Raw genomic sequence first — 26,093 nt, forward strand, 5'->3', positions numbered from 1 at the left:
TTTCTTGTGCCTGTTGGAGGTTATTGACTGTTCGCGGGTTGTTCCGCTGGCTTGTCTTTTTCAAGATGCGCCAGGTCGAGCGCGATTTTTACCGTTTCATCCAGATACGGATCCGGCTCCTGGTAATCTTTGGGCAGATCGTCCAGTTTCTTCAGCAACGGTTTGCCTTCTCGCTTAAACCGATCGTTGATGCGCGCCAGACGCAGTGCATCATCTTCGTTATTCTCTTTCTCACGCTGAGCGTAATTCAGAGAAGCGATGCTGCGCTTATCCTTCATCGCATTGAATCGCGCAATGTCCTTCATGATGTACTGGAACTCAGGATCGTTCGCAATACGGGCATTGTGCTCTTTTAGCAATTCAGGTCCAAACGGCGTCAGGTTATCAGACTTGGTATAGGTCGCCGCATCAATGCTATCCCACGGCAACGCGTTATCTTCAAACTTCTCACCGGTTTCAGTTTCTTCATTACCTGTCGGCATGATGATATCCGGCGTAACGCCCTTACGCTGCGTACTGCCACCATTTACACGGTAGAATTTCTGGATCGTGTATTGAACAGAACCCAGCGCTGGCCATTCCGGACGCAGCATCTGATCGTAAATACGGTTCAGGGAACGATACTGCTGTACGGTGCCCTTGCCAAAGGTCGGTTCACCGACGATCAGCGCACGACCATAATCCTGCATTGCCGCGGCAAAAATTTCCGATGCCGAGGCACTGAAGCGATCAACTAATACCACCAGCGGACCTTTGTAATACACCACGCCGTCGGTATCGCTGTCTTCACGCACTTTGCCGTTATTGTCACGAACCTGTACCACCGGGCCGGAAGGAATGAACAGACCGGAAAGCGAGACCGCTTCGGTCAGTGCGCCACCGCCGTTGGTACGCAGATCGATAATCACGCTGCTGACATTCTGTTTTTCCAGTTTCTGCAGCTGAACTTTGACGTCATCCGTCAGGCCAACATAGAAGCCAGGAATATCCAGTACGCCGACCTTCTCTTTGCCAACGGTTTTCACGGACATTTTAACGGCGCGGTCTTCGAGACGAATGCGTTCACGCGTTAGCGTGACAATGCGCGTCTTGGTGCCTTTACCGGCAGGCAGGATTTCGAGGCGAACTTTGCTGCCTTTAGGTCCTTTGATCAGCGCTACAACGTCATCCAGACGCCAGCCAATCACATCGACCATGCCTTTTCCGGTCTGGCCCACGCCGACAATACGGTCGCCAACGCTTATCGCTTTACTCTTGGCTGCCGGGCCGCCCGCTACCATGGAGTTAATAACGGTGTAGTCATCATCCATTTGCAGAACTGCGCCAATACCTTCCAGAGACAAGCTCATTTCAGTATTAAACTGTTCAGTGTTGCGCGGAGAAAGATAGTTAGTATGCGGGTCTATTTCACGAGCAAAAGCCGTCATCGCCAGTGAGAACACATCTTCACTGTTGGTCTGCGCCAAACGGCGAATGGCAAATTTATAGCGACGCGTCAGCGTTTCGCGAATTTCCGCATCGGTTTTACCGGTCAGCTTCAGGCTGAGTTCGTCAAATTTAACTTTGCCGTCCCACAGCGCATTAAGCTCTGCTTCGCTCTTCGGCCACGGAGCTTTGCTCCGGTCGAGGTTAAAGGTGTCGGTACCGGTAAAATCCATTGGACGTGCCAGCACGCTTAGTGCGTACTGATATCGTTCAAATCGGCGTTTTTGCGCAAGATTATAAAGATCGTAAAAGACATCCAGCTTGCCCGTGCGCAGTTCATCGCCGAGGACAGTTTTCTTTTTTGCATACTGTTCGATATCGCTCGCCAACAGCACGTTATGGCTGTAGTCGAGCAGATTCAGATAGCGGTCAAAAATTTTTGCCGAAAACGCCTGATCCAGATCGAACTGGCGATAGTGTGAACGTGTAAAACGTGATGTTACACGTTCACTCACCGTCGCATGCTGGGTTTCTTCCTTTAAAACGGGGATTTGATCGGCACGCGTGATGTCTTCTACAGCAAGTGCCTGGCCTGCTAATGCAAGCAGACCAGCTAACGCAGTAAGCCTAAAAAAAGTGTTCATGCCAGGCCAGGCCTCCGTTTCAGAACACCAGGTGTTCTGCGCGTACAATCAAAGACATACCCGAATTCAGCTGTACACGGACGCCATCTTTGGTGATTTCTAATACGGTGGCATCCATCGCATTATTACCTGCTTTCACCTTCAAAGACTGCCCTACCGTCAGCACTGAAATATCAGATACCGGGGTATGCTGTTCTTCACGAGGAGCACGCGGTGCTTTGGCTGCTGGTTTTTCAGCGCGAGGTTTACGTTCAGCCTCTTCTTTACGACGCGGAGCAGGACGCGGCTTACGCTCGCGACGCGGTGCGTCTTCTTTTTCGCCGGCAGCAGCGGCCGCTTCGCGTTTTTTCGCCTGTTGCTCTGCACGTTGCGCCTGAACGCGAGCTTTAGCTTCTTCCAGCTGTTTGCGAGCATGTTCAACATGTTGCTCATCCAACTCACCACATGGGTTGCCGTCGAGATCAACACGCGTTGCGCCCAATTTTACGCCATACAGATAGCGCCAGCTGGAAGTATAGAGACGTAAGGCAGAACGGAGCTGTGTCTTGCTGAGGTTCATTTCACCCTCAACACGCTCTACCAAATCCTGAAAAATGCCAATTTTCAGTGGGCGCGCTTCGCCTTCAGCACTAAAACACTGCGGGAAGCGTTCGGCCAGAAACGCGATGACTTCTTTACTGCTATTCAACTTAGGTTGATTTTCCATGAAATTTCCTGATTACAACGGACGTAGCCAACAAGCGCAGGCATGAACAGGCGACATTATAATGACGTCATCAGTAATTGCTACGTTATCCGTTGATTATCCTGCGACGCTCGCAAAGAATTTTTTGTAATCCGTCGTTGCAAGCACGGTTTCAAGCTGTGCCACAAGCGTACGCAGCCCCTGTTCGTCCTCTTCAGTGAAGCGACCAAACGCGGTGCTATCGATATCCAGCACGCCGATTATCTGATTTTCAACAGTGATAGGCAGAACGATTTCCGCATTGCTGGCGGCATCGCATGCGATGTGCCCGTCAAACGCGTGTACATCTTCGATGCGCTGCACCTGATTGCGCGCCACCGCGGTACCACATACGCCACGTCCTACCGGGATCCGTACACAGGCAATTTTGCCCTGGAAAGGACCAAGTACCAGAGTCTCGCCCTCAAGCAGGTAAAAACCGGCCCAGTTTACTTGTGCAAGACGCTCGTACAACAATGCGCTGGTATTTGCCAGCGTTGCCAGAAAACTGGTTTCACCTGCCATTAATGCCTGAAAATCACGGTTCAGATCCGTGTATAGCTCTGATTTGTTCATTATGTAATCACTTAGTTGTCTTACTTAAAACTGCAGCCTACTAAAATAAACATTAAATGCGTTAATGCTCAAGATCATTCCCGTCATGAGTTAAGATAACATTACTTCAACATTTTGATACGCGGTACATGGCCCTTACGACATCACGCATCACGCCCACTAAAAAAATCGCCATCAGATCCATCGGTGAGGCACTCCCGCGTGCACATTATCATCGTTGTCCTGAATGCGACCTGATTTTTAGCTTGCCTAAAATGCGCTCGCACCAAAGTGCATTCTGTCCACGCTGTCAGGCGAAAATCCGTGACGGGCGCGACTGGTCCTTAACGCGCCTGGCAGCAATGGCTGTCACCATGATGCTGCTGATGCCCTTCGCCTGGGGAGAACCGCTCTTACACATCTTTTTGCTCGGTGTACGCATTGACGCCAATGTGATGCAGGGTATCTGGCAAATGACCCGCCAGGGTGACCCTCTCACCGCATCCTTCGTGCTATTTTGCGTTGCGGGCGCGCCGATTATTCTCGTTACCTCAATCGCTTATCTGTGGTTTGGCAATATTCTCGGGATGAACCTACGCCCGGTGCTACTGATGCTGGAAAGGCTCAAAGAGTGGGTGATGCTTGATATCTATCTTGTGGGTATCGGCGTCGCGTCGATTAAAGTTCAGGACTATGCTTATTTGCAGCCTGGGGTGGGACTGTTTGCTTTTATTGCGCTGGTGATCCTCAGTATTTTGACGTTATCGCACCTCAACGTAGAACAGCTTTGGGACCGTTTTTACCCGCAAAGGCCTGCTCGTCGGCCCGATGAAAAGCTTCGCGTTTGCCTTGGTTGCCACTTTACAGGGTATCCGGACGCCCGCGGTCGCTGCCCTCGTTGCCATATACCGTTGCGCTGGCGCAGAAATCAAAGTATTCAAAAATGTTGGGCTGCTCTGCTGGCCTCGATTGTCCTGCTGCTGCCTGCTAACCTCCTGCCTATCTCGATCATTTATGTCAATGGTTCCCGACAGGAAGACACGATCATGTCAGGCATACTGTCTTTGGCAAACAGTAATATCGGCGTGGCGGCGATCGTGTTTATTGCCAGTATTCTGGTGCCATTCACCAAAGTGATTGTGATGTTTACGTTACTCATCAGCATTCATTCTAACTGTGAGCAAGGATTGCGTACCCGCATCAAACTGCTGCGCATAGTGACCTGGATTGGTCGCTGGTCAATGCTGGATCTTTTTGTTATCGCTTTAACTATGTCGCTAATTAATCGCGATCAGATACTTGCTTTTACTATGGGACCGGCTGCGTTTTATTTCGGCGCAGCGGTAATATTGACTATTCTTGCAGTGGAATGGCTGGACAGCCGCTTACTTTGGGATGCACATGAGTCAGGAAACGCCCGCTTCGCAGACTGAAGCGCAGATTAAAACAAAACGTCGTATCTCCCCGTTCTGGCTGCTGCCGTTCATCGCATTGATGATTGCAGGATGGCTTATCTGGGGAAGCTATGAAGATCGCGGGAATACCGTAACCATTGACTTTATGTCGGCGGACGGCATTGTGCCTGGCCGTACCCCTGTTCGCTATCAGGGCGTCGAAGTGGGCACGGTGCAGGACATCAACCTCAGCAAAGACCTGCGTAAAATTGAAGTCCGCGTCAGCATCAAATCAAATATGAAAGATGCACTGCGCAAAGATACCCAGTTCTGGCTGGTCACGCCGAAAGCGTCACTGGCGGGGGTTTCCGGCCTGGATGCGTTAGTTGGCGGCAACTATATCGGCATGATGCCCGGTACCGGCGAGCCAGAGGATCATTTCGTCGCGCTTGATACACAGCCCAAATACCGCCTGAACAACGGCGATTTGATGCTGCACCTGCGGGCCCCCGACCTCGGATCGCTTAACAGCGGCTCGCTGGTTTATTTCCGCAAAATCCCTGTAGGTCGGGTCTATGACTACACCATTAATCCAAATAATCAGGGCGTAACCATCGACGTGCTGATTGAACGCCGCTTTACCAATCTGGTGAAAAAAGGCAGTCGTTTCTGGAATGTATCAGGAGTAGACGCGGATGTCAGCCTCAGCGGCGCCAAAGTGAAGCTGGAGAGTCTGGCAGCCCTGGTTAATGGCGCCATTGCTTTTGATTCACCGGAAGATTCGCAACCCGCCGTTGCCGACGATACGTTTGGTTTGTATCAGGATCTCGCGCACAGCCAGCGCGGCGTGATCGTTAAGCTCGATTTACCCAGCGGCGACGGACTTAAGGCTGGCTCAACCTCGCTGATGTATCAAGGACTGGAAGTCGGTCAACTGACCAAACTGGATTTAAATCCGGGCGGTAAAGTCACCGGCGAAATGACGGTCGATCCCAGCGTCGTAACGCTATTGCGTGACAACACGCGTATTGAATTACACAGTCCTAAATTATCGTTAAGCGATGCGAATCTCAGTTCGCTTCTGACGGGCAAAACATTCGAGCTGATACCTGGCGAGGGCGAACCGCGTAACCAGTTTGCAGTGATTCCTGCAGAGCAATCCTTGTTACACGATCCGGGCGTCATGACGCTGACGCTGACCGCGCCGGAAAGTTACGGTATTGATGCCGGCCAACCGCTGATTCTTCACGGCGTTCAGGTCGGTCAGGTGATTGAGCGCACGCTCTCCAGCAAAGGCGTTTCGTTTACCGTCGCCATCGAACCGCAGCATCGCGCGCTGGTACAAGGCGACAGTAAGTTCGTGGTCAACAGTCGGGTGGATGTCAAAGTTGGGCTTGATGGCGTAGAGTTTCTTGGCGCCAGCGCCAGTGAGTGGATCAGCGGCGGCATTCGTATTTTGCCCGGTACGAAGGGTGAAATGAAAAAAAGCTACCCGCTGTATGCCAACCTGGAAAAGGCGATTGAGAACAGCCTGAGCGATCTGCCAACCACCACGGTCAGCCTGAGTGCCGAAACGTTGCCCGATGTGCAGGCCGGTTCAGTGGTCCTATATCGTAAATTCGAAGTCGGTGAAGTGATCAGCGTTCGTCCACGTGCCGATGCGTTTGATATCGATCTGCATATCAAACCGGAATATCGCAACCTGCTGACCAGCAACAGCGTGTTCTGGGCCGAGGGCGGCGCCAAGGTCCAGCTCAACGGCAGCGGTTTAACCGTTCAGGCTTCTCCCCTGTCGCGAGCGCTTAAAGGCGCAATTAGCTTCGATAACCTGAGCGGCGCCAGCGCCAGCCAACGCAAAGGCGACAAGCGGATTCTGTATGCGTCAGAAACCGCTGCGCGTGCAGTGGGCGGCCAGATAACCCTGCACGCCTTCGATGCCGGTAAACTGGCGGCCGGTATGCCGATTCGCTACCTGGGAATCGATATTGGCCAGATCCAGACGCTAGAGCTGATCACTTCCCGTAATGAAGTTCAGGCCAAAGCGGTGCTGTATCCGGAGTACGTACAGACCTTTGCGCGTAGCGGCACACGCTTCTCCGTGATTACCCCACAAATCTCAGCCGCGGGCGTGGAGCATTTAGATACCATCTTACAGCCGTATATCAACGTTGAACCTGGCCGCGGTAACCCGCGCCGTGATTTTGAGCTGCAGGAAGCCACTATCACCGACTCTCGTTACCTCGATGGTCTGAGTATTGTGGTGGAAGCACCGGAAGCGGGTTCATTAAACATCGGTACGCCAGTTCTGTTCAGAGGTATTGAAGTCGGGACCGTCACCGGGTTGACGCTCGGCTCCCTTTCCGATCGCGTGATGATCGCTATGCGCATCAGCCAGCGCTATCAGCATCTGGTGCGTAACAACTCTGTATTCTGGCTGGCATCCGGCTACAGTCTCGACTTCGGCCTGACCGGCGGCGTCGTGAAGACCGGTACCTTTAATCAGTTCATTCGCGGTGGGATCGCCTTTGCAACCCCGCCGGGTACGCCACTGGCACCGAAAGCACAGGCTGGTAAACACTTCCTGTTGCAGGAAAGCGAACCGAAAGAGTGGCGTGAATGGGGAACCGCCCTGCCACGATAACCTCTCCCTTTGCTCCGGCGTACTCGCGCCGGAGCACTTATGCTACACTGCGCACCTGTTTTTTTGCCGGTGGTACCAAGTGGCTTATTTTCCCGACGCCTTTCTGACACAAATGCGTGAAGCAATGCCTTCCACGCTCTCATTCGATGATTTTCTCGCTGCCTGCCAGCGTCCGCTGCGCCGTAGCATCCGCGTCAATACGCTGAAAATCTCTGTTGCCGATTTCCTCACTCTGACAGCGCCATATAACTGGTCGCTCACCCCTGTTCCATGGTGTGCTGAAGGCTTCTGGATTGAACGCGATGATGAAGCGTCACTGCCGCTCGGCAGCACTGCAGAGCATCTAAGCGGCTTATTTTATATTCAGGAAGCCAGCTCAATGCTGCCGGTCGCCGCGCTGTTTGCCGATGGCAATGCCCCGGAACGTGTAATGGATGTCGCGGCAGCTCCCGGCTCCAAAACCACGCAAATTGCCGCCAAAATGAATAATCAGGGCGCGATTCTGGCGAATGAGTTTTCCGCCAGTCGCGTCAAAGTCCTGCATGCCAATATCAGCCGCTGCGGTATCAACAATGTCGCCCTGACCCATTTTGACGGGCGGGTATTTGGCGCGGCATTACCAGAAACATTCGATGCCATATTGCTGGATGCTCCATGTTCCGGTGAAGGCGTAGTACGTAAAGATCCCGATGCACTGAAAAACTGGTCCATAGAAAGTAATCTGGAAATTGCCGCAACCCAGCGAGAGCTGCTCGACAGCGCATTCCACGCCCTGCGCCCCGGCGGCACATTGGTGTATTCAACCTGTACGCTGAACCGTGACGAAAACGAAGCCATCATGCAGTGGTTGATTGAAACCTACCCGGATGCCGTCGAATTTTTACCGCTGGGCGATTTATTTCCCGAGGCTGAACGCGCCCTGACGCCGGAAGGATTCCTGCATGTGTTCCCGCAGATCTACGATTGTGAAGGTTTCTTCGTCGCACGTTTGCGCAAAACAGCCGCCATTCCTGCGTTACCCGCGCCGAAATATAAAGTGGGTAACTTCCCGTTTAGCCCGCTGAAAGGACGTGAATCTGCGCTCGTCGCCCAGGCCGCTAACGCCTGCGGATTACAGTGGGCAGACAATTTACGCCTGTGGCAGCGAGACAAAGAGATCTGGCTGTTTCCAACAGAGATTGAACCCCTGATTGGCAAAGTTCGCTTCTCCCGACTCGGGGTTAAACTGGCTGAGACCCATAACAAAGGGTATCGTTGGCAGCATGAAGCCATCATCGCCCTCGCCGATCCAAGCCACAGCCATGCGTTCGAACTGAGCCTTGCCGAAGCAGAAGAGTGGTATCGCGGTAGAGATGTTTACCCGCAAACTTCACCCGCAACTGACGATGTGTTGGTTACGTTCCAGCATCAGCCGATTGGTCTGGCAAAACGTATTGGATCGCGATTGAAGAATAGCTATCCACGCGATCTTGTCCGGGAGGGCAAACTCTTTACAGGATAACGCACGTTTTGACTGGCGCTTTTGCTAACGTTGACTACGCTGAAAAATGGACGGCCTAACTGGTCGTACCACAATCAGCAGATAAACGGAGAGCACGATGATGAAAACCAGTGTGCGCATTGGCGCTTTTGAGATCGACGACGCCGAGTTGCATGGCGAATCGCCGGGGGACCGAACGTTAACCATTCCATGTAAATCCGATCCGGATTTATGTATGCAACTGGACGCCTGGGATGCCGACACCAGCGTCCCGGCCCTTCTGAATGGAGAACACTCTGTTCTGTTCCGCGAGCACTACGATCGTAAGTCAGATGCCTGGATCATGCGCCTTGCCTGATTCAAAAAGAACCCGTCGCCAGACGGGTTATTTCTTGGTTAATTTCCCTCATCTATCAACATCTTCTACACTACAGGTATGGCTTTACCCTTTGAGGATGAAATGTTCACGCTGGTTCTTTTTGTGTGCTACCTTGACGGCGGTTGTGAAGATATCGTGGTTGATGTCTACAAAACTGAGCAGCAATGCCTTGTATCGATGGACGATCAGCGCATTCGTAACGGCGGATGTTTGCCTGCGGACGATTACATCGACAGCTTCTGGCGTCCAGCCCAGGAATACAGCGATTTCTGATTATTGCAATTGCACCAGCGTTAATTCGCCGCCAAATACCGCACCGGTATCAATATAGTGCAGATTGTCACGATCTAACCGATGCCGCAGTGGCGTATGACCAAACCAAAAGTGATCCGCGCCGCGTATGCCGTTACCTTTGTTCATCAACCGCGTACGATCCCACAGCACCCGCTGTAAATCGACCTCTTTTTGCCACTGGTAATCATCATCCGGGTAATCTGCATGAGCAACAACGTGTATGCCACTCCGGCAGCGTAGTTCCAGAATCCAGGGTAACTTTCGACACGCTTTCAGTGCTAATCTTGCCGCAGACTGATCCGCGTGAGCAAACCACGCGCCGCCGTTCATAAACCACAAATGTTGCTCCCCCGTCGCCAGTGCATCCAACGCCATCTGCTCATGATTGCCCCTGACTGCCACAATCCAGCTTTTACGCAGCAGGCGCAGGCAACGCAGACTGTCAGGCCCACGGTCAATAACATCACCCACCGAAACCAGCAGATCTTGCCGGGGATCAAACCGGCACTGCCGCAATCTCACCATTAATAAAGAGAAGCAACCGTGGAGATCCCCCACGACCCAGACGTGACGCCAGTGTGAACCTTCGATTCGTTGGTAGATATTGTCAGGCTGTGCCATGCAACCTCCTGAGCACATTGAGACCTGGTTATAATTTTAGCAATGGCTGCAAAAAATCCTGGACGATCAAGGGGCAGAGTATGGTATGGTTTACGCAGAATACAGCCTGTGATACGCAGTGTTTGGCCCTGGATGGCATGGCATTCACCACATAAAAAGAGACCGAATACGATTCCTGTATTCGGTCCAGGGAAATGGCTCTTGGGAGAGAGCCGTGCGCTAAAAGTTGGCATTAATGCAGGCTAAGTTACCCTGCCATTTAAGAATAGATGACAGCGCCAGGTTTTCCAGTCCGCGGCTAAAGTGGCCGGAAAAAAAGGCAGTTCGTCACACGACCAAATGCAAAAACCGCAAGTTCTTCTGTGAGATCCTGCGGTTTTTTTATTGGAAATCATAACGCTACATCTGACAATTAACAGAGCTTTTCTGCGCGCTCCACAAACGGTGCCAGACTCATTTTTTCGCCAGGTTTCGTCGGGTCATCAATCTGGATAATCTCAATCGGCTTCGCCGTGGTTTTGCCGCTCTCAACCTGTTTTCTGGCAACATCATTCAATGGATATTGCACCAGCGTGCTGGGATTGATGACATACAACGCGTTACCTGCACGGCAGGTCAGCATCACCTCTTCCCGATTAAACGCCCACTTATCTTTGCCAACCTCAAAACGGCTGACGGTGATGACCTGTGGCGCTGCCAGCGCGGCCCCTGAACTTGCCAGTAGTAGTAAAGAGAGAATGATTTTTTTCATGCGTTTTGCCAGTCCATCAATCAAAAAGGTTCGAGGGTTGCAAACAGGCTGACAATCGCCAGCACTACGGCCCCTATTCCCCATTCCAGTTTTGTCATCCAAATGAAATAGAGCGTCATACAGTCATTATCCTGCATGCGTGGTACCAGAACATACCGATTCGCCAGGGCAATCGCCACCATTAGCATAACAAGGGCACCTTTTAACAAAAGGAGTTGCCCATAAGCCATATGCCAGGAGCCGGAAACACCGACAATAAACAGGGCATTCATAATCCCGGTAAGTAAAACCCCGGCAACGAAAAGATGCCCATAGCGGGAGAAACGCATCATGGTAGAGATCGCTTGTTCCCGCCAGCGGCCCTGCGCCATTCTCATACAGTAAAGTACGGGCAGCAAGCCACCAAACCAGGCTGCTGCACATATCAGATGCAAGGCATGGTTAACCTGTTGGATAGCCCCAGGGACGCCAGTATGCAGCGTTGCATGTCCAACACCTGCCAGCAAAATAAATTGGGCAATCGTCAGCATTAACAGCAGTCGCGACATGCTGCGCGGCACAACGATGGTCACTACCAGCGTGACCATTGCGAGGATAATCTGCCATAACCAGACGCCGCCAAATTGCGTCTGCAGAACGGCGCCCCAAACGTCTGTCGAGACGACATCCCGCCAGCCTGAGCCCATTAAGCCCCCCTGGATCGCCAGCATTAGCGTCGCGCTGATAAAACTCCACGTCGCGGCATGGCGTTGCAGACGTAAAAAACGACGCATCATTAAACGGCGAACTGAAACGGGAGCCAGCCACGCGCCGTAAAGCGCACAACCAAACACCAGCATCAACGCGGTAAAATGAATAAATCGCAGGGCAACCCAGGTAAATGCCAGCATCGGTTATTTCACGCTAAAGGTATATTGTCCCTTTGTCTTGTGACCATCCACGGATACAACGTGCCAGTCCACCGTATATTTTCCGGCCTCCAGCGTTTGAGCGAGCGGAATAATCAGTTGCGTTTTGTCCTGATCGCTGCGGGTCGCTTTGCCCGTCTTGATTGATTCCTTTTGTGGACCTGTCAGCGTTGCGCCACTGAAAGCGGGTTCGACGCCCTCAGAAAAATTCAGCGTCAGCGCCTGGGGAGAAGCGGTGACTTCCGCATTCGCCGCCGGGCTTTGTTTTGTCAGGTGAGCATGCGCCAATGCAGCGGGTGTTGCGAGGAGGCTGGCGAGTACGATGAGAGTATTACGTAGCGAAGATGCAGATGAAGCCATTTCAACTATTCCTTTTTGTTATGTCTAATCTATAGAGAATAACCTTCTACAATGATCGAGTCGAGAATCATCAATTCTGTCTTGCCATTAATGCGCACTCTTAGTAACTTTGCGCGCCGGAAGACAGAGAAAAGGAGCAGCCTATGAACATCAATCTGGCCAAACTTGAGCAAGCCGAAATGGATAAGGTCAATGTTGACCTGGCCGCGGCGGGTGTCGCATTTAAAGAACGCTACAATATGCCGATCGTTGCCGAAGTGGTTGAACGTGAACAGCCCGAACATTTACGCGACTGGTTTCGTGAAAGACTCATCGCACATCGCCTGGCATCCGTCTCCCTTTCACGTTTACCGTACGAGCCGAAAGTTAAATAAAACTTATATTACGTTACGATTCCTTACATGATGCCTGCTACAGTATAAGTATATTCTTAATCTATACTTTAAAGATGGTTGTAGACACTATGAAAAGGAAATCATTATGTCACACTGGAAAATCGCAGCAGCACAATACGAACCCCTTCACACGTCAGTGACCGAAAACGTTGCCCATCACCTGCAATTCATTCAGGCAGCCGCACAATGCCAATGTGAATTGCTGGTCTTCCCCGCCCTCTCCTTGTTGGGCTGCGTTGATGAGAATGACTCCCTCCCAGCGCCACCTGATGAAGCGTTGCTGGAACCGCTGGCGCATGCCGCAGCGACTTACCGCATGACCATTATCGCGGGATTGCCGGTAGAGCATAACAATCGTTTTGTGAAAGGCATTGCTCTTTTCTCTCCCTGGATGACCTCACCATTAACGTTTCATCAGAGCCACGGGGCCTGTATTGCCAGACAGCGCAATACCATCAGCGTTGTGGATAGTCAGCCGGAAGGTATCGATATCGACCCGAATTTTTCGCTGTTTACCAGTAGCCAGTCCGTCAGCGAACCTGAATTGCTCTCCTCCACATCTCGTCTACAACGTTTCTCGCATAAATTCGCCATCGCAGTATTAATGGCCAATGCGCGCGGGAGTAGTGCGTTATGGGACGAGCGAGGCCAATTGATTGTCCGCGCCGACAGCGGTTCTTTGCTCTTAACCGGTCAACGCACGCCACGGGGTTGGCAAGGTGATATCATTCCATTACGCTAGTCGTTTTGGTCGGGAGCATGGCATGTTGCGCATAATAGATACAGAAACCTGTGGTCTGCAGGGAGGCATTGTTGAGATTGCTTCTGTCGATGTGGTTGATGGAAAGATAGTTAACCCAATGAGCCATCTGGTGCGTCCTGACCGCCCTATTAGTCCCCAGGCGATGGCTATTCATCGCATTACTGAAGCAATGGTGGCCGATAAGCCATGGATTGAAGATATCATTCCGCACTATTACGGTAGCGAGTGGTACGTGGCGCACAACGCAAGCTTCGACCGCCGCGTATTGCCAGAGATGCCCGGTGAGTGGATCTGCACCATGAAGCTTTCCCGTCGATTGTGGCCTGGAATCAAATACAGCAATATGGCGCTGTATAAATCACGTAAGCTGAGCGTTCAGACGCCCGCAGGCCTGCATCATCACCGTGCTCTGTACGACTGCTACATCACTGCGGCTTTGCTGATCGACATCATGCAAACTTCAGGCTGGACCGCAGAGCAGATGGTCGACATTACCGGTCGCCCCGCGTTACTCACGACCTTCACATTTGGTAAGTACCGCGGAAAACCGGTATCAGAGGTGGCTGAACGCGATCCGGGCTATCTGCGTTGGTTATTTAATAATCTCGACAGTATGAGCCCGGAGCTGCGATTAACGCTGAAGCACTATCTGGATAACGCCTGATCTGAAGACTTTCCATGCAGCGTTCCCTGTGCCAGCCCAATCAAAAATGCATACTCAAGGGCCACGCCTTCGTAAGATTTAAAACGTCCGGACTTGCCGCCGTGCCCGGAATCCATATCCGTGCACAGTAACAGCAAGCGATCATCCGTTTTTAACTCACGCAATTTTGCCACCCACTTTGCCGGTTCCCAGTATTGCACCTGGGAGTCGTGTAATCCTGTCGTGACCAGCAGATGTGGATAATCCTGCGCGGTGACGTTGTCATAGGGGCTGTAGCTTTTCATATACGCATAGTACTGCGGATCCTGCGGATTACCCCATTCCTCAAATTCACCGGTGGTCAGGGGAATTGACTCATCCAGCATCGTGGTCACCATGTCGACAAACGGCACCTGGGCGATCACGCCATGGAACAAGTCCGGGCGTTCATTAATGGCGACGCCCATTAACATTCCTCCGGCGCTTCCCCCCATGCCGTAGCATAACGATGGCGCACCATAACCCATTCTTAGCAGCGCATCGCAGACATCGAGGTAATCATTGAAGGTATTTTTCTTGTGCAGAAACTTACCGTCTTCGTACCATTGCTGACCCAATTCACCGCCGCCACGCACATGGGCAATGGCGTAAACAAAGCCGCGATCCAATAAGCTTAAACGGCTGCTACTGAAATCAGCATCCATGCTGGCACCATACGAGCCATAGCCGTAAACCAGTAGTGGATTTTTCCCTTTCAGGAAATACTTTTGATGATAAACCAGCGAGATCGGAACCTCAGTACCATCACGGGCGGTGATCCAGACATGTTCGCTGCGGTAATTCGCCGCATCAAATCCGGGAACCTCCGTCTGCTTAAGCACGCGACGCTCCCCGGTGTCCATATCGAGTTCAAACAACGTGTCCGGCGTGGTCATGGAGGAATAGCCATAGCGCAGGCGCGATGTCTCCGGTTCCGGGTTATAGGCAAGCCAGGTCACATACGCCGGATCGTCAAAGGCGATACCGATCACTTCGCGCGTTTTGCGATTGATCTGACGCAGACTGGTTAAACCCTGCTGGCGTTCTTCCACCACCAGCCAGTCGGTAAACAGGGTAAACCCCTCCAGCATGACGTTCTCGCGCGGCGGGATCAGCACCTCCCACGCTTGTTCATTGCGTACGCGCGTGCGGTACAGACCAAAGTTTTTACCTTCACGATTAGAACGCAGATAAAACTTGTGCTGATAGTGATCGAGGCTGTACTCGTGGTCTTTACGCCGCGCTAAAAAAAGCAAAGGTTCGGCGTCGGCCAGTTCTGCATCCAACAGCAGAACCTCACTGGTCGTCGCGCTGGCGATATGGATCACCACATAATGTAACGAGGTGGTTTTATGCAGACTGACATAAAACATGTCATCGGCTTCTTCGTACACCAATTCGTCCAGTGACGAGGGAGATCCAACGGTATGCCGCCAGACCTGGTACGGCAGTAACGTCGTGGCGTGTTTGCGAACGTAATAGAAGGTCTGGGAATCATTCGCCCAGACCAGATCCGCTTCAACGTTATCCAGTACTTCCGGATACCAGTTGCCGCTTTCCAGGTTGCGAAAGCGAACGCCATATTGCCGACGAGAGAGGTAATCTTCGGCCAGCGCCATAATGCTATTATCGGGTGATATCGCCAGCCCTCCCAGCGTATAAAATTCACTGTGGGCTGCGCGCTGATTGCCGTCCAGCAGAGTATTCCATTCATCCCACTCTTCGCTGAGAACCGACTGGCGCTGATAAATGGCATATTCACATCCCGGTTCATAAATATGGCGGTAACGATAACCATTTTTCACATAGGGAGCGGATGCATCCTGTGGGGGAATACGGTCGATAATTTCTTTCAGAACACGCTCCTGCAAAGCCTGCTGCGAAGCCATAACCTGATGGCCATACGCATTTTCCTGTTGCAGGTATTCGAGCACGTCCGGCTGCGAGCGGGTGTCGTCTCGCAGCCAGTAATAATTATCAACACGTGTATCGCCATGCTGCGTCATGGCGTGGGGAATACGAGAAGCTTTTGGTAGCATGTCATTGTTCTTTTGCTTAAACATCCTATAAGGGTGGCAAAAGACAGCGATGATGCAAGCGAAACATGCACCTTAGCGATAAGTAATTAACCCGGTAAAGCCTGTTTTTGCGCCTTGAGATCCTGTTCAATGCCGTCACGAACATCCTGTGGGATCTTCAACGCGTCACCCAGCGCATTCAGATAGCTGCGCTCCATAAAGTGGTCGATATCAATCGCCGCACAGCTCAGGAAGTATATTTCCAGCGCCTCTTCTTCGTTGCGGATCCCTTGCGCCAGGCGCTGAGGATCCAGCGGTTGTTCAATCGCCCGCTCAATCAGAACGCGGCCTTGTTCTTCAACACCCGCCTCACGAAGCTGCTGTTCAATGGCGGTACGCTCTTTAGCATCAATATGACCATCGCTTTTAGCCGCAAAAACCAGCGCCAGGATCAGGCGTTCAGTTCGCTCATCCAGCGGCGAGCTTTGTACGCCGAACTGCGGCTCATCCTGATGCGCGGCGCGAACTTTATCTTTGTATTTGTTCCACAGCACGGTACCGGCAACTGCACCACCACCCACCAGCAGCGCGCTGGTGCCATATTTACTCAGTAACTTACGTGAGGATTTGTTGGCAACCAGTAATCCCGCCAGACCGCCTAACGCGCCAGGGACCAGAAGTTTACTCAGCCCTTGCTCGCCGGAAGATGATGCGGAGGATCCTTTTTGCCCAAGAAGAGATTGTAGTTGGTTCAACCAGTTAGCCATTTTGCCCCTCAAGTACAGACGAATAATCGTCAAAGCGTACCCGAGGGGATGTCAGGAAGTGTTCAGCTCATCAAAAGATGTGCAAATACGCTCGTTACTGCGGTTGATACTCCGCCGTTCCGGCTTTGCAGTCTACTTTTACCTGATAGTGAATATCCGCACTTTTCCCACGGACCGTCAGCGGGACCGACCACTTGCCATCTTTGCCCGTAATATCGGGGGTATTAACCCAGGCAACAGGATCGGCTTGCCCAACACGCTTTTGATCGTCAGCCCAGCGCGCGATGCGATTTTGCTGATAATCACGTTTCACGCTCGCCGCAATACCATCAGCATTCAGCCCTTCACACTTGGGAAACTGAACATTTTTGCTTTCCATATTTGCCGCAAGTACAGATACGCTGGCAGATAACAACAGCAGGCTTAACAACGCTCTTTTTTTATACATTCTTTTCTCCTTTATCTCCCCTTCGTCCTTCCGGTTGCATGTAGCAACGCGAAAGAACGTCAGGGATTGCACAATGATTCAGGGAAAAGCATGGTACAAAACGTCAGGAGCGCAAGTTGTTTCAGGCAGCCTGGGTATCATCCTCAGCGTGTGCGTCATTTTCAACGACCTGCGGAGAAGGCAGTTTGCCGTTTTTCAGGATGGCGCTCAGCACATCTTTTTGCTCAGCCAGCCACAGGGAAAGCGCTTCACGCTGCTCGTCTTCAAGCGCTACCGGTGACTGCTCCAGCCATGTGTCGAGCAAATCCGCTGTATCAAGCATTTTGTCATACGCATCGGCTTCCTTTTTGCTGGTAAACGACATTTTTTCCTCACCTTCCCGAATGACTACGTATTTAACTTCAACCGCCATTTTTGCAGCCCCTTAAATTACCTGTATTTATGTACAGTATATTCTTTTTGAACCCCAAAATCAACCTGGTAATAAAGACAGACGCAAACGTTTTCGTATATACTGCGCCCAGATAAAACAGGGGATTAATTTATGACGTTATTAGGCACAGCGCTGCGTCCCGCAGCAACGCGAGTGATGTTATTAGGTTCAGGTGAACTGGGTAAAGAAGTGGCGATCGAATGCCAACGCCTGGGTGTGGAAGTCATTGCAGTGGATCGTTACCCCGACGCGCCAGCCATGCACGTTGCCCATCGCTCATACGTTATCAACATGCTGGATGGCGAAGCATTGCGCGAGGTTGTCGAGCGCGAAAAGCCACATTATATCGTGCCGGAAATAGAGGCGATTGCCACGGATATGCTGGTAAAACTGGAACAGGAAGGGCAACACGTTGTGCCGTGCGCACGAGCGACCCAATTGACCATGAACCGCGAAGGGATCCGTCGCCTCGCCGCAGAGGAGCTGTCTTTACCAACCTCTTCTTTCCGCTTTGCAGACAGCGAAACTCGCTTTCGCGAGGCCGTCGCCGAAATAGGCTTTCCTTGCATCGTGAAGCCAGTAATGAGTTCCTCAGGTAAGGGGCAAAGCTTTATTCGTTCAGCCGATCGACTCACCGAAGCCTGGAACTATGCTCAACAGGGAGGCCGGGCAGGCGCCGGGCGCGTTATCGTCGAAGGCGTGGTAGATTTTGATTTTGAAATTACCCTGCTTACCGTTAGCGCCGTTGATGGCGTGCACTTTTGCGCGCCGGTAGGGCATCGTCAGGAAGATGGCGATTATCGTGAATCCTGGCAGCCTCAGCAGATGAGCGACCTGGCGCTGGCGCGCGCGCAGGAGATTGCCCGTAAAGTCGTGCTGGCGTTAGGTGGCTACGGTCTGTTTGGCGTGGAGCTGTTTGTCTGTGGTGATGAGGTGATTTTTAGCGAAGTCTCCCCTCGCCCGCACGACACCGGAATGGTGACCTTAATTTCGCAGGACCTGTCTGAGTTTGCCCTGCACGTTCGCGCATTTCTCGGTCTGCCCGTTGGCGAAATCCGTCAGTACGGGCCTTCCGCTTCCGCCGTTATTCTGCCACAACTTACCAGCCAGAATGTGACGTTTGATAACGTACAGGCCGCCGTGGGCGCTGGTCTGCAAGTACGATTCTTTGGTAAGCCGGAGATCGACGGGAGTCGTCGTTTAGGCGTGGTTCTGGCTACAGCGCAGACCATTGAAGAGGCGGTTGTACGTGCGAAAAATGCCGCCGCACAGGTGAAAGTTACAGGATAAAAACCAGACCCGTAGGCCGGATAAGGCGTTGATGCCGCATCCGGCAAAGCCCGATGTCAGCGTTGACGCGTCTTATCGGGCCTACGGTTTACACATTAACAGCTTACTGCTTCGCGCCTTCGACTGCTTCACGCGCCAGTTTAGTAATACGATCATAATCGCCAGCTTCCAGCGCATCCGCCGGAACCAGCCAGGAACCCCCGATGCACAGCACGCTTTTCAGGGCCAGGTAATCACGGTAGTTCGCCGGGGAGATACCACCAGTTGGGCAGAAACGCACCTGAGAGAACGGGCCCGCAATCGCCTGCAGCGCTTTAGTACCGCCGTTCGCTTCCGCCGGGAAGAATTTGAACTCTTTTAATCCGTAGTCCATACCCAACATCAGTTCAGAAACGGTGCTGATACCTGGGATCAGCGGAATAGTCCCTTCCGTTGCGGCTTTTAACAGCGGCTCGGTCAGACCCGGGCTGATAGCAAACTGCGCACCGGCTTCAGTGACTTCAGCCAGTTGTTGCGGATTCAGTACAGTACCTGCGCCGACGATGGCGTCCGGAACTTCTTTCGCGATCGCGCGAATGGCATCCATCGCACATGCGGTACGTAATGTTACTTCCAGAACGCGCACGCCACCTGCAACCAGCGCTTTTGCCATCGGCACCGCATGTTCCAGTTTATTAACCACAATAACCGGTACAACCGGGCCAGTGGTCAGGATTGCTTCTGCACTTGTCTTCCAGTTTTTCATCAGAGTTTTCTCTCGCCTGATTACAAAATAAGTCTTAAAAAGTGATACAGGTTGCGCCCTGCTCCGCGCCGGACAGCTTCTCACGCAACGCGCTGAACATTTCACGTCCAGTACCCACGCGCGATGCACTGAGGTCTGGAATGTGAGGCTGACGTGAGGCAAGTTCCTCTTCGTCAACCAGCAGCGTCAATTCACCTGTCTGTCCATTCACACGAATGATGTCGCCATCACGTACTTTTGCCAGCAGACCGCCATCATAGGCTTCTGGGGTTACATGGATTGCTGAAGGCACTTTACCTGAAGCACCTGAAAGTCGTCCATCGGTAACTAACGCAATTTTGAAACAACGGTCCAATAATACACCAAGTGGCGGCATGAGTTTATGTAATTCTGGCATTCCGTTCGCTTTTGGTCCCTGATGACGCACAACAACTACGCAATCGCGGTCAAGCAGACCCGCATCAAAGGCCGGTAACACATCGTGCTGACTTTCAAAAACAACTGCCGGGGCTTCTATAACCTGATTTTCGACCGGTACTGCCGACGTTTTCATCACTGCACGCCCGAGGTTACCGCTCAGCACTTTGGTACCGCCGTGGTGGGAGAAAGGTTGGTCAAAAGAGGCAATCACGTTGCTGTCCAGCGATTTCGCCGCCCCTTCGCGCCAGTCCAGTTCACCGTTGTTGAGCCACGGCTCCATGGTGTAACGCGATAAACCGAATCCGGCAACGGTATTCACATCTTCGTGCAGCAAACCCGCGTTCAGCAGCTCACGCATTAGAACCGGTACGCCGCCCGCCGCCTGGAAATGGTTAATATCCGCCGGACCGTTCGGGTACAAACGCGCCATCAGCGGCACGATATCGGACAGATCGGAGAAGTCATCCCAGTTAATCAGAATCCCGGCCGCACGCGCCATGGCCACCAGATGCATCGTATGGTTAGTTGAGCCCCCGGTCGCCAGCAGCGCCACAATTCCGTTCACCACCACTTTTTCATCGATCATTTTACCGATCGGCATCCATTCATTGCCGTTCCCGGTAAGACGCGTAACCTGACGGGCTGCAGCAGCGGTCAACGCTTCACGCAGCGGCGCATCCGGATGGACGAATGAAGAACCTGGCAGTTGCATCCCCATGAACTCCACGACCATCTGGTTAGTATTCGCCGTGCCGTAGAACGTACAGGTACCCGGTGCGTGATAGGACGCCGCCTCGGACTCAAGCAGCGCCATGCGATCAACTTTGCCTTCCGCATAGAGTTGACGAATACGCACTTTTTCTTTGTTCGCCAGGCCACTCGCCATCGGGCCGGAAGGAATGAAGATTGACGGCAGGTGACCGAATGACAGCGCCGCCATTACCAGGCCCGGGACAATTTTATCGCACACGCCGAGGAACAGTGCGCCATCGAACATATTGTGAGAGAGACCTACAGCGGCTGACATCGCAATCACTTCACGACTCAGCAGCGAAAGTTCCATCCCATCCTGTCCCTGGGTAACACCGTCACACATGGCCGGCACACCACCGGCAACCTGACCTACCGCATTGGCTTCATGCAGTGCTTTGCGAATGATCGCCGGATAATGTTCATACGGTTGATGCGCGGAAAGCATGTCGTTGTAGGAGGTAATGATCGCGATATTGTTACGCAGCATGCTTTTCAGCGATGCCTTGTCGTCCGGCTGACACGCGGCAAAGCCATGCGCCAGGTTACCGCATGCCAGTTGCGAACGATGAACGGTGGTCGATTTAGCTTGTTCAATACGGGCGAGATAGGCAGAACGTGTGTCGCGAGAACGTTCGACGATACGCTGTGTTACGCGTAACAAATTCGGATTCATAGAGGCTCCTAAAATTTATCTGTCAGAGCGGTAGGATTAACAATGCTTATCAGTCAGATTAAAAGTGCTGAATCGCTTGTTTGCCGTAGCTCAGGGGCAAAATCGTTTCAGGCAGTGTAATAAAAAAAGCCCCGCGGGTGAATCCACGCGAGGCTTAAAAGTGCAAAAATTATTCTGCAATCTGTGTTAGATCATGTTACCGGTAAAATAAACACTATGGGCTAGATGATATTTTACTCGAATTCGTTCCAGGAACGGCCATCACGGGTGATCATTGCCACAGAGGCAACCGGTCCCCAGGTCCCTGCCTGATACGGCTTCGGCGCATCGTTGTCCATTGCCCATGCTTCGGTAATTGAGTCGACCCACTTCCAGGCTTCTTCAACTTCATCACGACGCACAAACAGTGCCTGAATACCGCGCATCGTTTCAAGCAGCAGACGCTCATAGGCGTCAGCCAGGTGCGTCTGGTTGAAAGTTTCGGAATAGCTCAGATCAAGCTTAGTAATTTGCAGGTTATGCTTGTGATCCAGACCCGGCACTTTGTTCAGCACCTGGATATCAACACCTTCATCAGGCTGCAAACGAATAGTCAGCTTGTTCTGCGGCAGATCCTGCCAGGACTCTCTGAACAGATTCAGCTCAGGCGTTTTGAAGTAGACCACGACTTCAGAGCACTTCGTCGGTAAACGTTTACCGGTACGCAGGTAGAACGGAACGCCCGCCCAGCGCCAGTTATCGATATCCACACGGATCGCCACAAACGTTTCTGTATTGCTGCTCTTGTTCGCGCCCTCTTCTTCCAGATATCCCGGGACTTTTTTGCCCTGGGCAAAACCCGCGGTGTACTGACCGCGAACCGTTTTTTCACGCACGTTCGAGCGATCGATGCGACGCAGTGATTTCAGTACCTTCACTTTTTCATCGCGGATGCTGTCGGCGCTCAGGTCCGACGGCGGAGACATCGCAATCATGCACAAGATCTGCAGCAGGTGGTTTTGGATCATGTCGCGCATTTGACCGGCCTGGTCAAAATAGCCCCAGCGACCTTCAATACCCACTTCTTCCGCGACGGTAATTTCAACGTGATCGATCGTGCGGTTATCCCAGTTGTTTACAAACAGGGAGTTGGCAAAGCGCAGTGCCAGCAGGTTCAACACCGTCTCTTTGCCGAGATAGTGGTCGATACGATAAACCTGACACTCTTCGAAATATTCGCCGACCTGATCGTTGATCTCGCGGGATGTTGCCAGTGATGTTCCTAACGGTTTTTCCATCACGACGCGGGCAGGTTTAGCATTCAGCTTTGCTTCACCCAAACCTTTGCAGATTGCGCCAAAAGTGCTTGGCGGCATCGCGAAATAGTTAATAGTGGTACGTGATTTCTGATCCAGCATTTCACCCAGACGGCTAAATGCGGCGGTATCATTGACGTCCAGATTACAAAATTCCAGACGACCGCTGAGGGTCTCCCACAAACCTTCATCAATTTTTTCTTTCATGAAGGTTTCGAGCGCTTCGCGCACAACCTTGGTATAGGCTGCCTTGTCCCAGTCGGCACGCCCTACCCCGATAATACGGGTTTCCGGGTTAATCTGGCCGGCCTTTTCCAGTTGATACAGGGAAGGCAGCAATTTCCGCCGCGCCAGGTCACCCTTCGCGCCGAAAATGACCAGGTCACATGCCTGGGCTGTTTGCGTTACCGCCATGTCATTCTCCTCAATTAAGTGTCTGGTGCTTTTGCCAGACACTGGTTGTAATTTTATTACAGTGCACTGTACTGCTTTTACGTGAATCCGGAAACCGTAAACGCTTATCCAGCCGTGCTGTTACCGCGAACAGGCGTTTGATTGGCGTTTACCTCTGCAAAATGGATAAAAAAGTCGCTTTTTTTCGTACCTATGAAGAAGTAAGAAAACCAGACTCCGATCATGTAATGAAAAAAAACAACAACTATTCTGTCCATTTTGCCCCGTTCCTTCCTTAGCAGGGGTAATATCTAACAAATGTATCTCCCGATTTCCCCGTATCGCTGAAATCGCTTTTTCCCATGAGCCATGAGTCGACCTACATCATGAATATGCTGGAAAAAATCCAGTTAAAACTGGAACATTTGAGCAAGTCAGAACGTAAAGTCGCTGACATTATTCTTGCCTCACCCGACCGGGCAATCCATTCAAGCATCGCCGCGCTTGCGCTGGAAGCCAATGTTAGCGAGCCAACGGTGAACCGATTCTGTCGCAGTATGGATACGCGCGGCTTTCCTGATTTTAAACTGCATCTGGCGCAAAGTCTGGCAAATGGCACCCCATATGTTAATCGTAATGTGGATGAGGATGACAGCGTAGAATCATACACGGGAAAAATCTTCGAGTCGGCGATGGCAAGTCTTGACCACGTACGCCAGTCTCTGGATAACACCGCGGTAAACAGAGCGGTGGATTTGTTAACCCAAGCAAAGAAAATTGCCTTTTTTGGCCTTGGGTCTTCCGCCGCAGTAGCGCACGACGCGATGAACAAATTTTTTCGTTTTAACGTACCGGTGATCTATTCCGACGATATTGTACTGCAACGCATGAGTTGCATGAATTGTAGCGACGACGACGTTATTGTGTTGATTTCGCATACCGGAAGAACCAAGAGTCTGGTTGAACTGGCGCAGTTGGCGAGGGAAAACGACGCGATGGTTATCGCCTTGACCTCTCCCGGTACGCCGCTGGCGCGTGAAGCAACGCTGGCCATTACCCTCGACGTACCGGAAGATACTGACATTTATATGCCCATGGTCTCTCGACTTGCTCAACTGACCGTGATAGATGTGCTGGCTACAGGATTTACTTTGCGCCGCGGGGCAAAATTTAGAGATAACTTGAAGCGTGTCAAGGAAGCACTCAAGGAATCGCGTTTTGATAAAGAATTACTCATCAAGAGTGATGATCGCTAAAAGCAATAACAATGTTCTACCCTTTTATCATCCGGGTCGTTCATTTACCGTCAATGTTTGAGAACGGCCGGATTAATGTTCACGCAACACCTAGTTGTTTCAGTCAACGGAGTATTACATGTCCAGAAGGCTTCGCAGAACCAAAATCGTTACCACGTTAGGCCCGGCAACTGATCGCGATAACAACCTCGAAAAAATTATCGCTGCGGGTGCGAACGTCGTACGTATGAACTTTTCGCACGGCTCTCCAGAAGATCACAAAATGCGGGCGGATAAGGTCCGTGAAATTGCCGCAAAACTGGGACGTCATGTAGCTATTTTGGGTGACCTGCAGGGACCTAAAATCCGCGTATCAACCTTTAAAGAAGGTAAAGTTTTTCTTAATGTTGGCGACAAGTTCCTGTTAGACGCCAACCTCGGCAAAGGCGAAGGCGACAAAGAAAAAGTCGGGATCGATTATAAAGGTCTGCCTGCTGACGTTGTGCCAGGCGATATCCTGTTACTTGACGACGGTCGCGTACAGCTTAAGGTGCTGGAAGTTCAGGGTATGAAAGTCTTCACCGAAGTCACCGTCGGTGGCCCGCTGTCCAACAATAAAGGCATCAACAAACTGGGCGGCGGTCTTTCTGCTGAAGCCCTGACCGAAAAAGATAAAGCTGACATCGTCACTGCAGCGCAAATCAGCGTTGACTACCTGGCAGTCTCCTTCCCTCGCTGCGGCGAAGATCTGAACTATGCCCGCCGTCTGGCGCGCGACGCTGGCTGCGACGCGAAAATTGTCGCCAAGGTAGAACGTGCGGAAGCTGTCTGCGACCAGAATGCGATGGATGATATCATCCTGGCCTCTGACGTGGTGATGGTGGCGCGTGGCGACCTGGGCGTTGAAATCGGCGATCCTGAGCTGGTAGGTATTCAAAAAGCGTTGATTCGTCGCGCGCGTCAGCTGAACCGTGCGGTCATTACCGCCACACAGATGATGGAGTCGATGATTACCAACCCAATGCCGACCCGTGCGGAAGTGATGGACGTGGCTAACGCCGTTCTGGACGGTACCGATGCCGTTATGCTCTCTGCAGAAACGGCAGCAGGCCAGTACCCGGCAGAAACCGTCGCGGCAATGGCTCGCGTATGCCTGGGTGCCGAGAAGATCCCGAGCATCAATGTCTCCAAACACCGTCTTGACGTACAGTTTGACAACGTCGAAGAAGCGATTGCTATGTCAGCGATGTATGCCGCTAACCACCTGAAAGGGGTAACCGCTATCATCGCGATGACTGAGTCTGGTCGTACCGCGCTGATGACCTCTCGTATCAGTTCTGGTCTGCCGATTTTCGCGATGTCTCGTCATGAGCGTACGCTGAATCTGACCTCTCTGTATCGCGGTGTCACCCCGGTTCACTTTGACAGCGAAACTGATGGCGTGGTTGCCGCCAATCAAGCGGTGAACCTGCTGCGCGACAAAGGTTATCTGGTCTCCGGTGATCTGGTGATTGTGACCCAGGGCGATGTCATGAGCACCATTGGCTCCACCAACACTACGCGTATTCTGACTGTCGAATAACGCCAGCGTTTGATGTAAAAAAGCC

The 26,093-nt window shown here is 52.0% G+C and carries 25 protein-coding genes; 11 read left to right on the top strand and 14 right to left on the bottom strand.

Annotated elements, in window-relative coordinates; translation table 11 throughout:
* Nucleotides 1–20: 20 nt before the first annotated feature.
* From prc to FDX11_RS10570, 3 genes are all read right to left on the bottom strand, one after another.
* Complete coding sequence (gene prc, locus FDX11_RS10560; protein WP_137397876.1) at nt 21–2,069, bottom strand: carboxy terminal-processing peptidase; 2,049 nt, start codon at nt 2,067–2,069, stop codon at nt 21–23.
* Between the two features lie 19 nt (nt 2,070–2,088).
* On the bottom strand, nt 2,089–2,775 hold the full coding sequence (gene proQ / locus FDX11_RS10565; protein ID WP_042307839.1) for an RNA chaperone ProQ: 687 nt from the start codon (nt 2,773–2,775) through the stop codon (nt 2,089–2,091).
* A gap of 96 nt (nt 2,776–2,871) precedes the next feature.
* The gene (locus tag FDX11_RS10570) at nt 2,872–3,369 is read right to left on the bottom strand and encodes a GAF domain-containing protein (RefSeq protein WP_042307838.1); all 498 of its coding nucleotides are present in this window, start codon (nt 3,367–3,369) and stop codon (nt 2,872–2,874) included.
* A gap of 128 nt (nt 3,370–3,497) precedes the next feature.
* On the opposite strand from FDX11_RS10570, the gene yebS reads away from it, so the two are divergent.
* The 5 genes from yebS (at nt 3,498) to FDX11_RS10595 (ending at nt 9,515) form a co-directional block, all read left to right on the top strand.
* Complete coding sequence (gene yebS / locus FDX11_RS10575; protein WP_137397877.1) at nt 3,498–4,781, top strand: membrane integrity lipid transport subunit YebS; 1,284 nt, start codon at nt 3,498–3,500, stop codon at nt 4,779–4,781.
* Complete coding sequence (locus FDX11_RS10580; RefSeq protein WP_042307836.1) at nt 4,750–7,383, top strand: PqiB family protein; 2,634 nt, start codon at nt 4,750–4,752, stop codon at nt 7,381–7,383. Before yebS ends, FDX11_RS10580 begins: the two co-directional genes overlap by 32 nt.
* Before the next feature lie 79 nt (nt 7,384–7,462).
* Nucleotides 7,463–8,884, top strand: coding sequence for a 16S rRNA (cytosine(1407)-C(5))-methyltransferase RsmF (rsmF, locus tag FDX11_RS10585; protein ID WP_137397878.1), 1,422 nt, complete (start codon nt 7,463–7,465; stop codon nt 8,882–8,884).
* 100 nt (nt 8,885–8,984) lie between these two features.
* Nucleotides 8,985–9,221, top strand: coding sequence for a YebV family protein (locus tag FDX11_RS10590; protein WP_029139506.1), 237 nt, complete (start codon nt 8,985–8,987; stop codon nt 9,219–9,221).
* A gap of 102 nt (nt 9,222–9,323) precedes the next feature.
* Complete coding sequence (locus FDX11_RS10595) at nt 9,324–9,515, top strand: YebW family protein (protein ID WP_032939629.1); 192 nt, start codon at nt 9,324–9,326, stop codon at nt 9,513–9,515.
* On the opposite strand, the gene pphA is transcribed toward FDX11_RS10595, so the two are convergent.
* From pphA to yobA, 4 genes are all read right to left on the bottom strand, one after another.
* Complete coding sequence (gene pphA / locus FDX11_RS10600) at nt 9,516–10,157, bottom strand: protein-serine/threonine phosphatase (protein ID WP_079223746.1); 642 nt, start codon at nt 10,155–10,157, stop codon at nt 9,516–9,518.
* Nucleotides 10,158–10,569: 412 nt separating this feature from the next.
* A complete protein-coding gene (locus tag FDX11_RS10605) occupies nt 10,570–10,908 on the bottom strand; it encodes a YebY family protein (protein WP_042307834.1) in 339 nt (112 codons plus the stop codon).
* 20 nt (nt 10,909–10,928) lie between these two features.
* Nucleotides 10,929–11,798, bottom strand: coding sequence for a copper homeostasis membrane protein CopD (copD, locus tag FDX11_RS10610; RefSeq protein WP_061381113.1), 870 nt, complete (start codon nt 11,796–11,798; stop codon nt 10,929–10,931).
* Between the two features lie 3 nt (nt 11,799–11,801).
* The gene (yobA, locus tag FDX11_RS10615) at nt 11,802–12,176 is read right to left on the bottom strand and encodes a CopC domain-containing protein YobA (RefSeq protein ID WP_038641395.1); all 375 of its coding nucleotides are present in this window, start codon (nt 12,174–12,176) and stop codon (nt 11,802–11,804) included.
* Nucleotides 12,177–12,319: 143 nt separating this feature from the next.
* On the opposite strand from yobA, the gene FDX11_RS10620 reads away from it, so the two are divergent.
* The 3 genes from FDX11_RS10620 to exoX all read left to right on the top strand — a co-directional run bounded on the left by FDX11_RS10620 (nt 12,320) and on the right by exoX (nt 13,998).
* On the top strand, nt 12,320–12,550 hold the full coding sequence (locus FDX11_RS10620) for a DNA polymerase III subunit theta (protein WP_038641397.1): 231 nt from the start codon (nt 12,320–12,322) through the stop codon (nt 12,548–12,550).
* 106 nt (nt 12,551–12,656) lie between these two features.
* Entirely contained in the window at nt 12,657–13,313 is a 657-nt protein-coding gene (locus FDX11_RS10625; protein ID WP_042307831.1) for a carbon-nitrogen hydrolase family protein, read from the top strand.
* A gap of 22 nt (nt 13,314–13,335) precedes the next feature.
* On the top strand, nt 13,336–13,998 hold the full coding sequence (gene exoX, locus FDX11_RS10630; protein WP_042307829.1) for an exodeoxyribonuclease X: 663 nt from the start codon (nt 13,336–13,338) through the stop codon (nt 13,996–13,998).
* Here the strand turns inward: exoX and ptrB are convergent.
* From ptrB to yebG, 4 genes are all read right to left on the bottom strand, one after another.
* Nucleotides 13,980–16,055, bottom strand: coding sequence for an oligopeptidase B (ptrB, locus tag FDX11_RS10635; RefSeq protein WP_137397879.1), 2,076 nt, complete (start codon nt 16,053–16,055; stop codon nt 13,980–13,982). The two genes, exoX and ptrB, sit on opposite strands and share 19 nt — an antisense overlap.
* An 86-nt stretch (nt 16,056–16,141) precedes the next feature.
* Nucleotides 16,142–16,801: a tellurite resistance TerB family protein gene (locus FDX11_RS10640; RefSeq protein WP_061381109.1), complete on the bottom strand. Its 660-nt coding sequence runs from the start codon at nt 16,799–16,801 to the stop codon at nt 16,142–16,144.
* Nucleotides 16,802–16,895: 94 nt separating this feature from the next.
* Complete coding sequence (yebF, locus tag FDX11_RS10645) at nt 16,896–17,249, bottom strand: protein YebF (protein WP_042307823.1); 354 nt, start codon at nt 17,247–17,249, stop codon at nt 16,896–16,898.
* 121 nt (nt 17,250–17,370) lie between these two features.
* Nucleotides 17,371–17,661 carry a DNA damage-inducible protein YebG gene (gene yebG / locus FDX11_RS10650; RefSeq protein WP_042307822.1) on the bottom strand — a complete coding sequence of 97 codons (291 nt, stop codon included), beginning with the start codon at nt 17,659–17,661 and terminating at the stop codon, nt 17,371–17,373.
* Nucleotides 17,662–17,793: 132 nt separating this feature from the next.
* On the opposite strand from yebG, the gene purT reads away from it, so the two are divergent.
* Nucleotides 17,794–18,972 (top strand): formate-dependent phosphoribosylglycinamide formyltransferase, encoded by a 1,179-nt coding sequence (gene purT, locus FDX11_RS10655; RefSeq protein ID WP_137397880.1) that lies wholly within the window; start codon nt 17,794–17,796, stop codon nt 18,970–18,972.
* Between the two features lie 103 nt (nt 18,973–19,075).
* Here the strand turns inward: purT and kdgA are convergent, their stop codons facing one another.
* From kdgA to zwf, 3 genes are all read right to left on the bottom strand, one after another.
* Nucleotides 19,076–19,717 carry a bifunctional 4-hydroxy-2-oxoglutarate aldolase/2-dehydro-3-deoxy-phosphogluconate aldolase gene (kdgA, locus tag FDX11_RS10660; protein ID WP_003034901.1) on the bottom strand — a complete coding sequence of 214 codons (642 nt, stop codon included), beginning with the start codon at nt 19,715–19,717 and terminating at the stop codon, nt 19,076–19,078.
* Between the two features lie 34 nt (nt 19,718–19,751).
* On the bottom strand, nt 19,752–21,563 hold the full coding sequence (gene edd, locus FDX11_RS10665; RefSeq protein WP_061381106.1) for a phosphogluconate dehydratase: 1,812 nt from the start codon (nt 21,561–21,563) through the stop codon (nt 19,752–19,754).
* 233 nt (nt 21,564–21,796) lie between these two features.
* On the bottom strand, nt 21,797–23,272 hold the full coding sequence (gene zwf / locus FDX11_RS10670) for a glucose-6-phosphate dehydrogenase (protein ID WP_003034896.1): 1,476 nt from the start codon (nt 23,270–23,272) through the stop codon (nt 21,797–21,799).
* Nucleotides 23,273–23,637: 365 nt separating this feature from the next.
* Between zwf and FDX11_RS10675 the strand changes: the two genes are divergently transcribed.
* Together FDX11_RS10675 and pyk are read left to right on the top strand one after the other, a co-directional pair.
* Nucleotides 23,638–24,507: a MurR/RpiR family transcriptional regulator gene (locus FDX11_RS10675; RefSeq protein ID WP_042308002.1), complete on the top strand. Its 870-nt coding sequence runs from the start codon at nt 23,638–23,640 to the stop codon at nt 24,505–24,507.
* A 118-nt stretch (nt 24,508–24,625) separates the two neighbouring features.
* On the top strand, nt 24,626–26,068 hold the full coding sequence (gene pyk, locus FDX11_RS10680; RefSeq protein ID WP_042307816.1) for a pyruvate kinase: 1,443 nt from the start codon (nt 24,626–24,628) through the stop codon (nt 26,066–26,068).
* The last annotated feature ends 25 nt before the right edge of the window (nt 26,069–26,093 follow it).

This window comes from Citrobacter sp. wls714 (assembly GCF_005281025.1).
In the GTDB taxonomy this organism is placed as follows: Bacteria; Pseudomonadota; Gammaproteobacteria; order Enterobacterales; family Enterobacteriaceae; genus Citrobacter; species Citrobacter werkmanii.

Coding starts and splice junctions, on each gene's coding strand:
- prc (WP_137397876.1), bottom strand. CDS start 2,069: ATGAACACTTTTTTTAGGCTTACTGCGTTAGCTGGTCTGCTTGCATTA.
- proQ (WP_042307839.1), bottom strand. CDS start 2,775: ATGGAAAATCAACCTAAGTTGAATAGCAGTAAAGAAGTCATCGCGTTT.
- FDX11_RS10570 (WP_042307838.1), bottom strand. CDS start 3,369: ATGAACAAATCAGAGCTATACACGGATCTGAACCGTGATTTTCAGGCA.
- yebS (WP_137397877.1), top strand. CDS start 3,498: ATGGCCCTTACGACATCACGCATCACGCCCACTAAAAAAATCGCCATC.
- FDX11_RS10580 (WP_042307836.1), top strand. CDS start 4,750: ATGAGTCAGGAAACGCCCGCTTCGCAGACTGAAGCGCAGATTAAAACA.
- FDX11_RS10590 (WP_029139506.1), top strand. CDS start 8,985: ATGAAAACCAGTGTGCGCATTGGCGCTTTTGAGATCGACGACGCCGAG.
- FDX11_RS10595 (WP_032939629.1), top strand. CDS start 9,324: ATGTTCACGCTGGTTCTTTTTGTGTGCTACCTTGACGGCGGTTGTGAA.
- pphA (WP_079223746.1), bottom strand. CDS start 10,157: ATGGCACAGCCTGACAATATCTACCAACGAATCGAAGGTTCACACTGG.
- FDX11_RS10605 (WP_042307834.1), bottom strand. CDS start 10,908: ATGAAAAAAATCATTCTCTCTTTACTACTACTGGCAAGTTCAGGGGCC.
- copD (WP_061381113.1), bottom strand. CDS start 11,798: ATGCTGGCATTTACCTGGGTTGCCCTGCGATTTATTCATTTTACCGCG.
- yobA (WP_038641395.1), bottom strand. CDS start 12,176: ATGGCTTCATCTGCATCTTCGCTACGTAATACTCTCATCGTACTCGCC.
- FDX11_RS10620 (WP_038641397.1), top strand. CDS start 12,320: ATGAACATCAATCTGGCCAAACTTGAGCAAGCCGAAATGGATAAGGTC.
- FDX11_RS10625 (WP_042307831.1), top strand. CDS start 12,657: ATGTCACACTGGAAAATCGCAGCAGCACAATACGAACCCCTTCACACG.
- exoX (WP_042307829.1), top strand. CDS start 13,336: ATGTTGCGCATAATAGATACAGAAACCTGTGGTCTGCAGGGAGGCATT.
- ptrB (WP_137397879.1), bottom strand. CDS start 16,055: ATGCTACCAAAAGCTTCTCGTATTCCCCACGCCATGACGCAGCATGGC.
- FDX11_RS10640 (WP_061381109.1), bottom strand. CDS start 16,801: ATGGCTAACTGGTTGAACCAACTACAATCTCTTCTTGGGCAAAAAGGA.
- yebF (WP_042307823.1), bottom strand. CDS start 17,249: ATGTATAAAAAAAGAGCGTTGTTAAGCCTGCTGTTGTTATCTGCCAGC.
- yebG (WP_042307822.1), bottom strand. CDS start 17,661: ATGGCGGTTGAAGTTAAATACGTAGTCATTCGGGAAGGTGAGGAAAAA.
- purT (WP_137397880.1), top strand. CDS start 17,794: ATGACGTTATTAGGCACAGCGCTGCGTCCCGCAGCAACGCGAGTGATG.
- kdgA (WP_003034901.1), bottom strand. CDS start 19,717: ATGAAAAACTGGAAGACAAGTGCAGAAGCAATCCTGACCACTGGCCCG.
- edd (WP_061381106.1), bottom strand. CDS start 21,563: ATGAATCCGAATTTGTTACGCGTAACACAGCGTATCGTCGAACGTTCT.
- zwf (WP_003034896.1), bottom strand. CDS start 23,272: ATGGCGGTAACGCAAACAGCCCAGGCATGTGACCTGGTCATTTTCGGC.
- FDX11_RS10675 (WP_042308002.1), top strand. CDS start 23,638: ATGAATATGCTGGAAAAAATCCAGTTAAAACTGGAACATTTGAGCAAG.
- pyk (WP_042307816.1), top strand. CDS start 24,626: ATGTCCAGAAGGCTTCGCAGAACCAAAATCGTTACCACGTTAGGCCCG.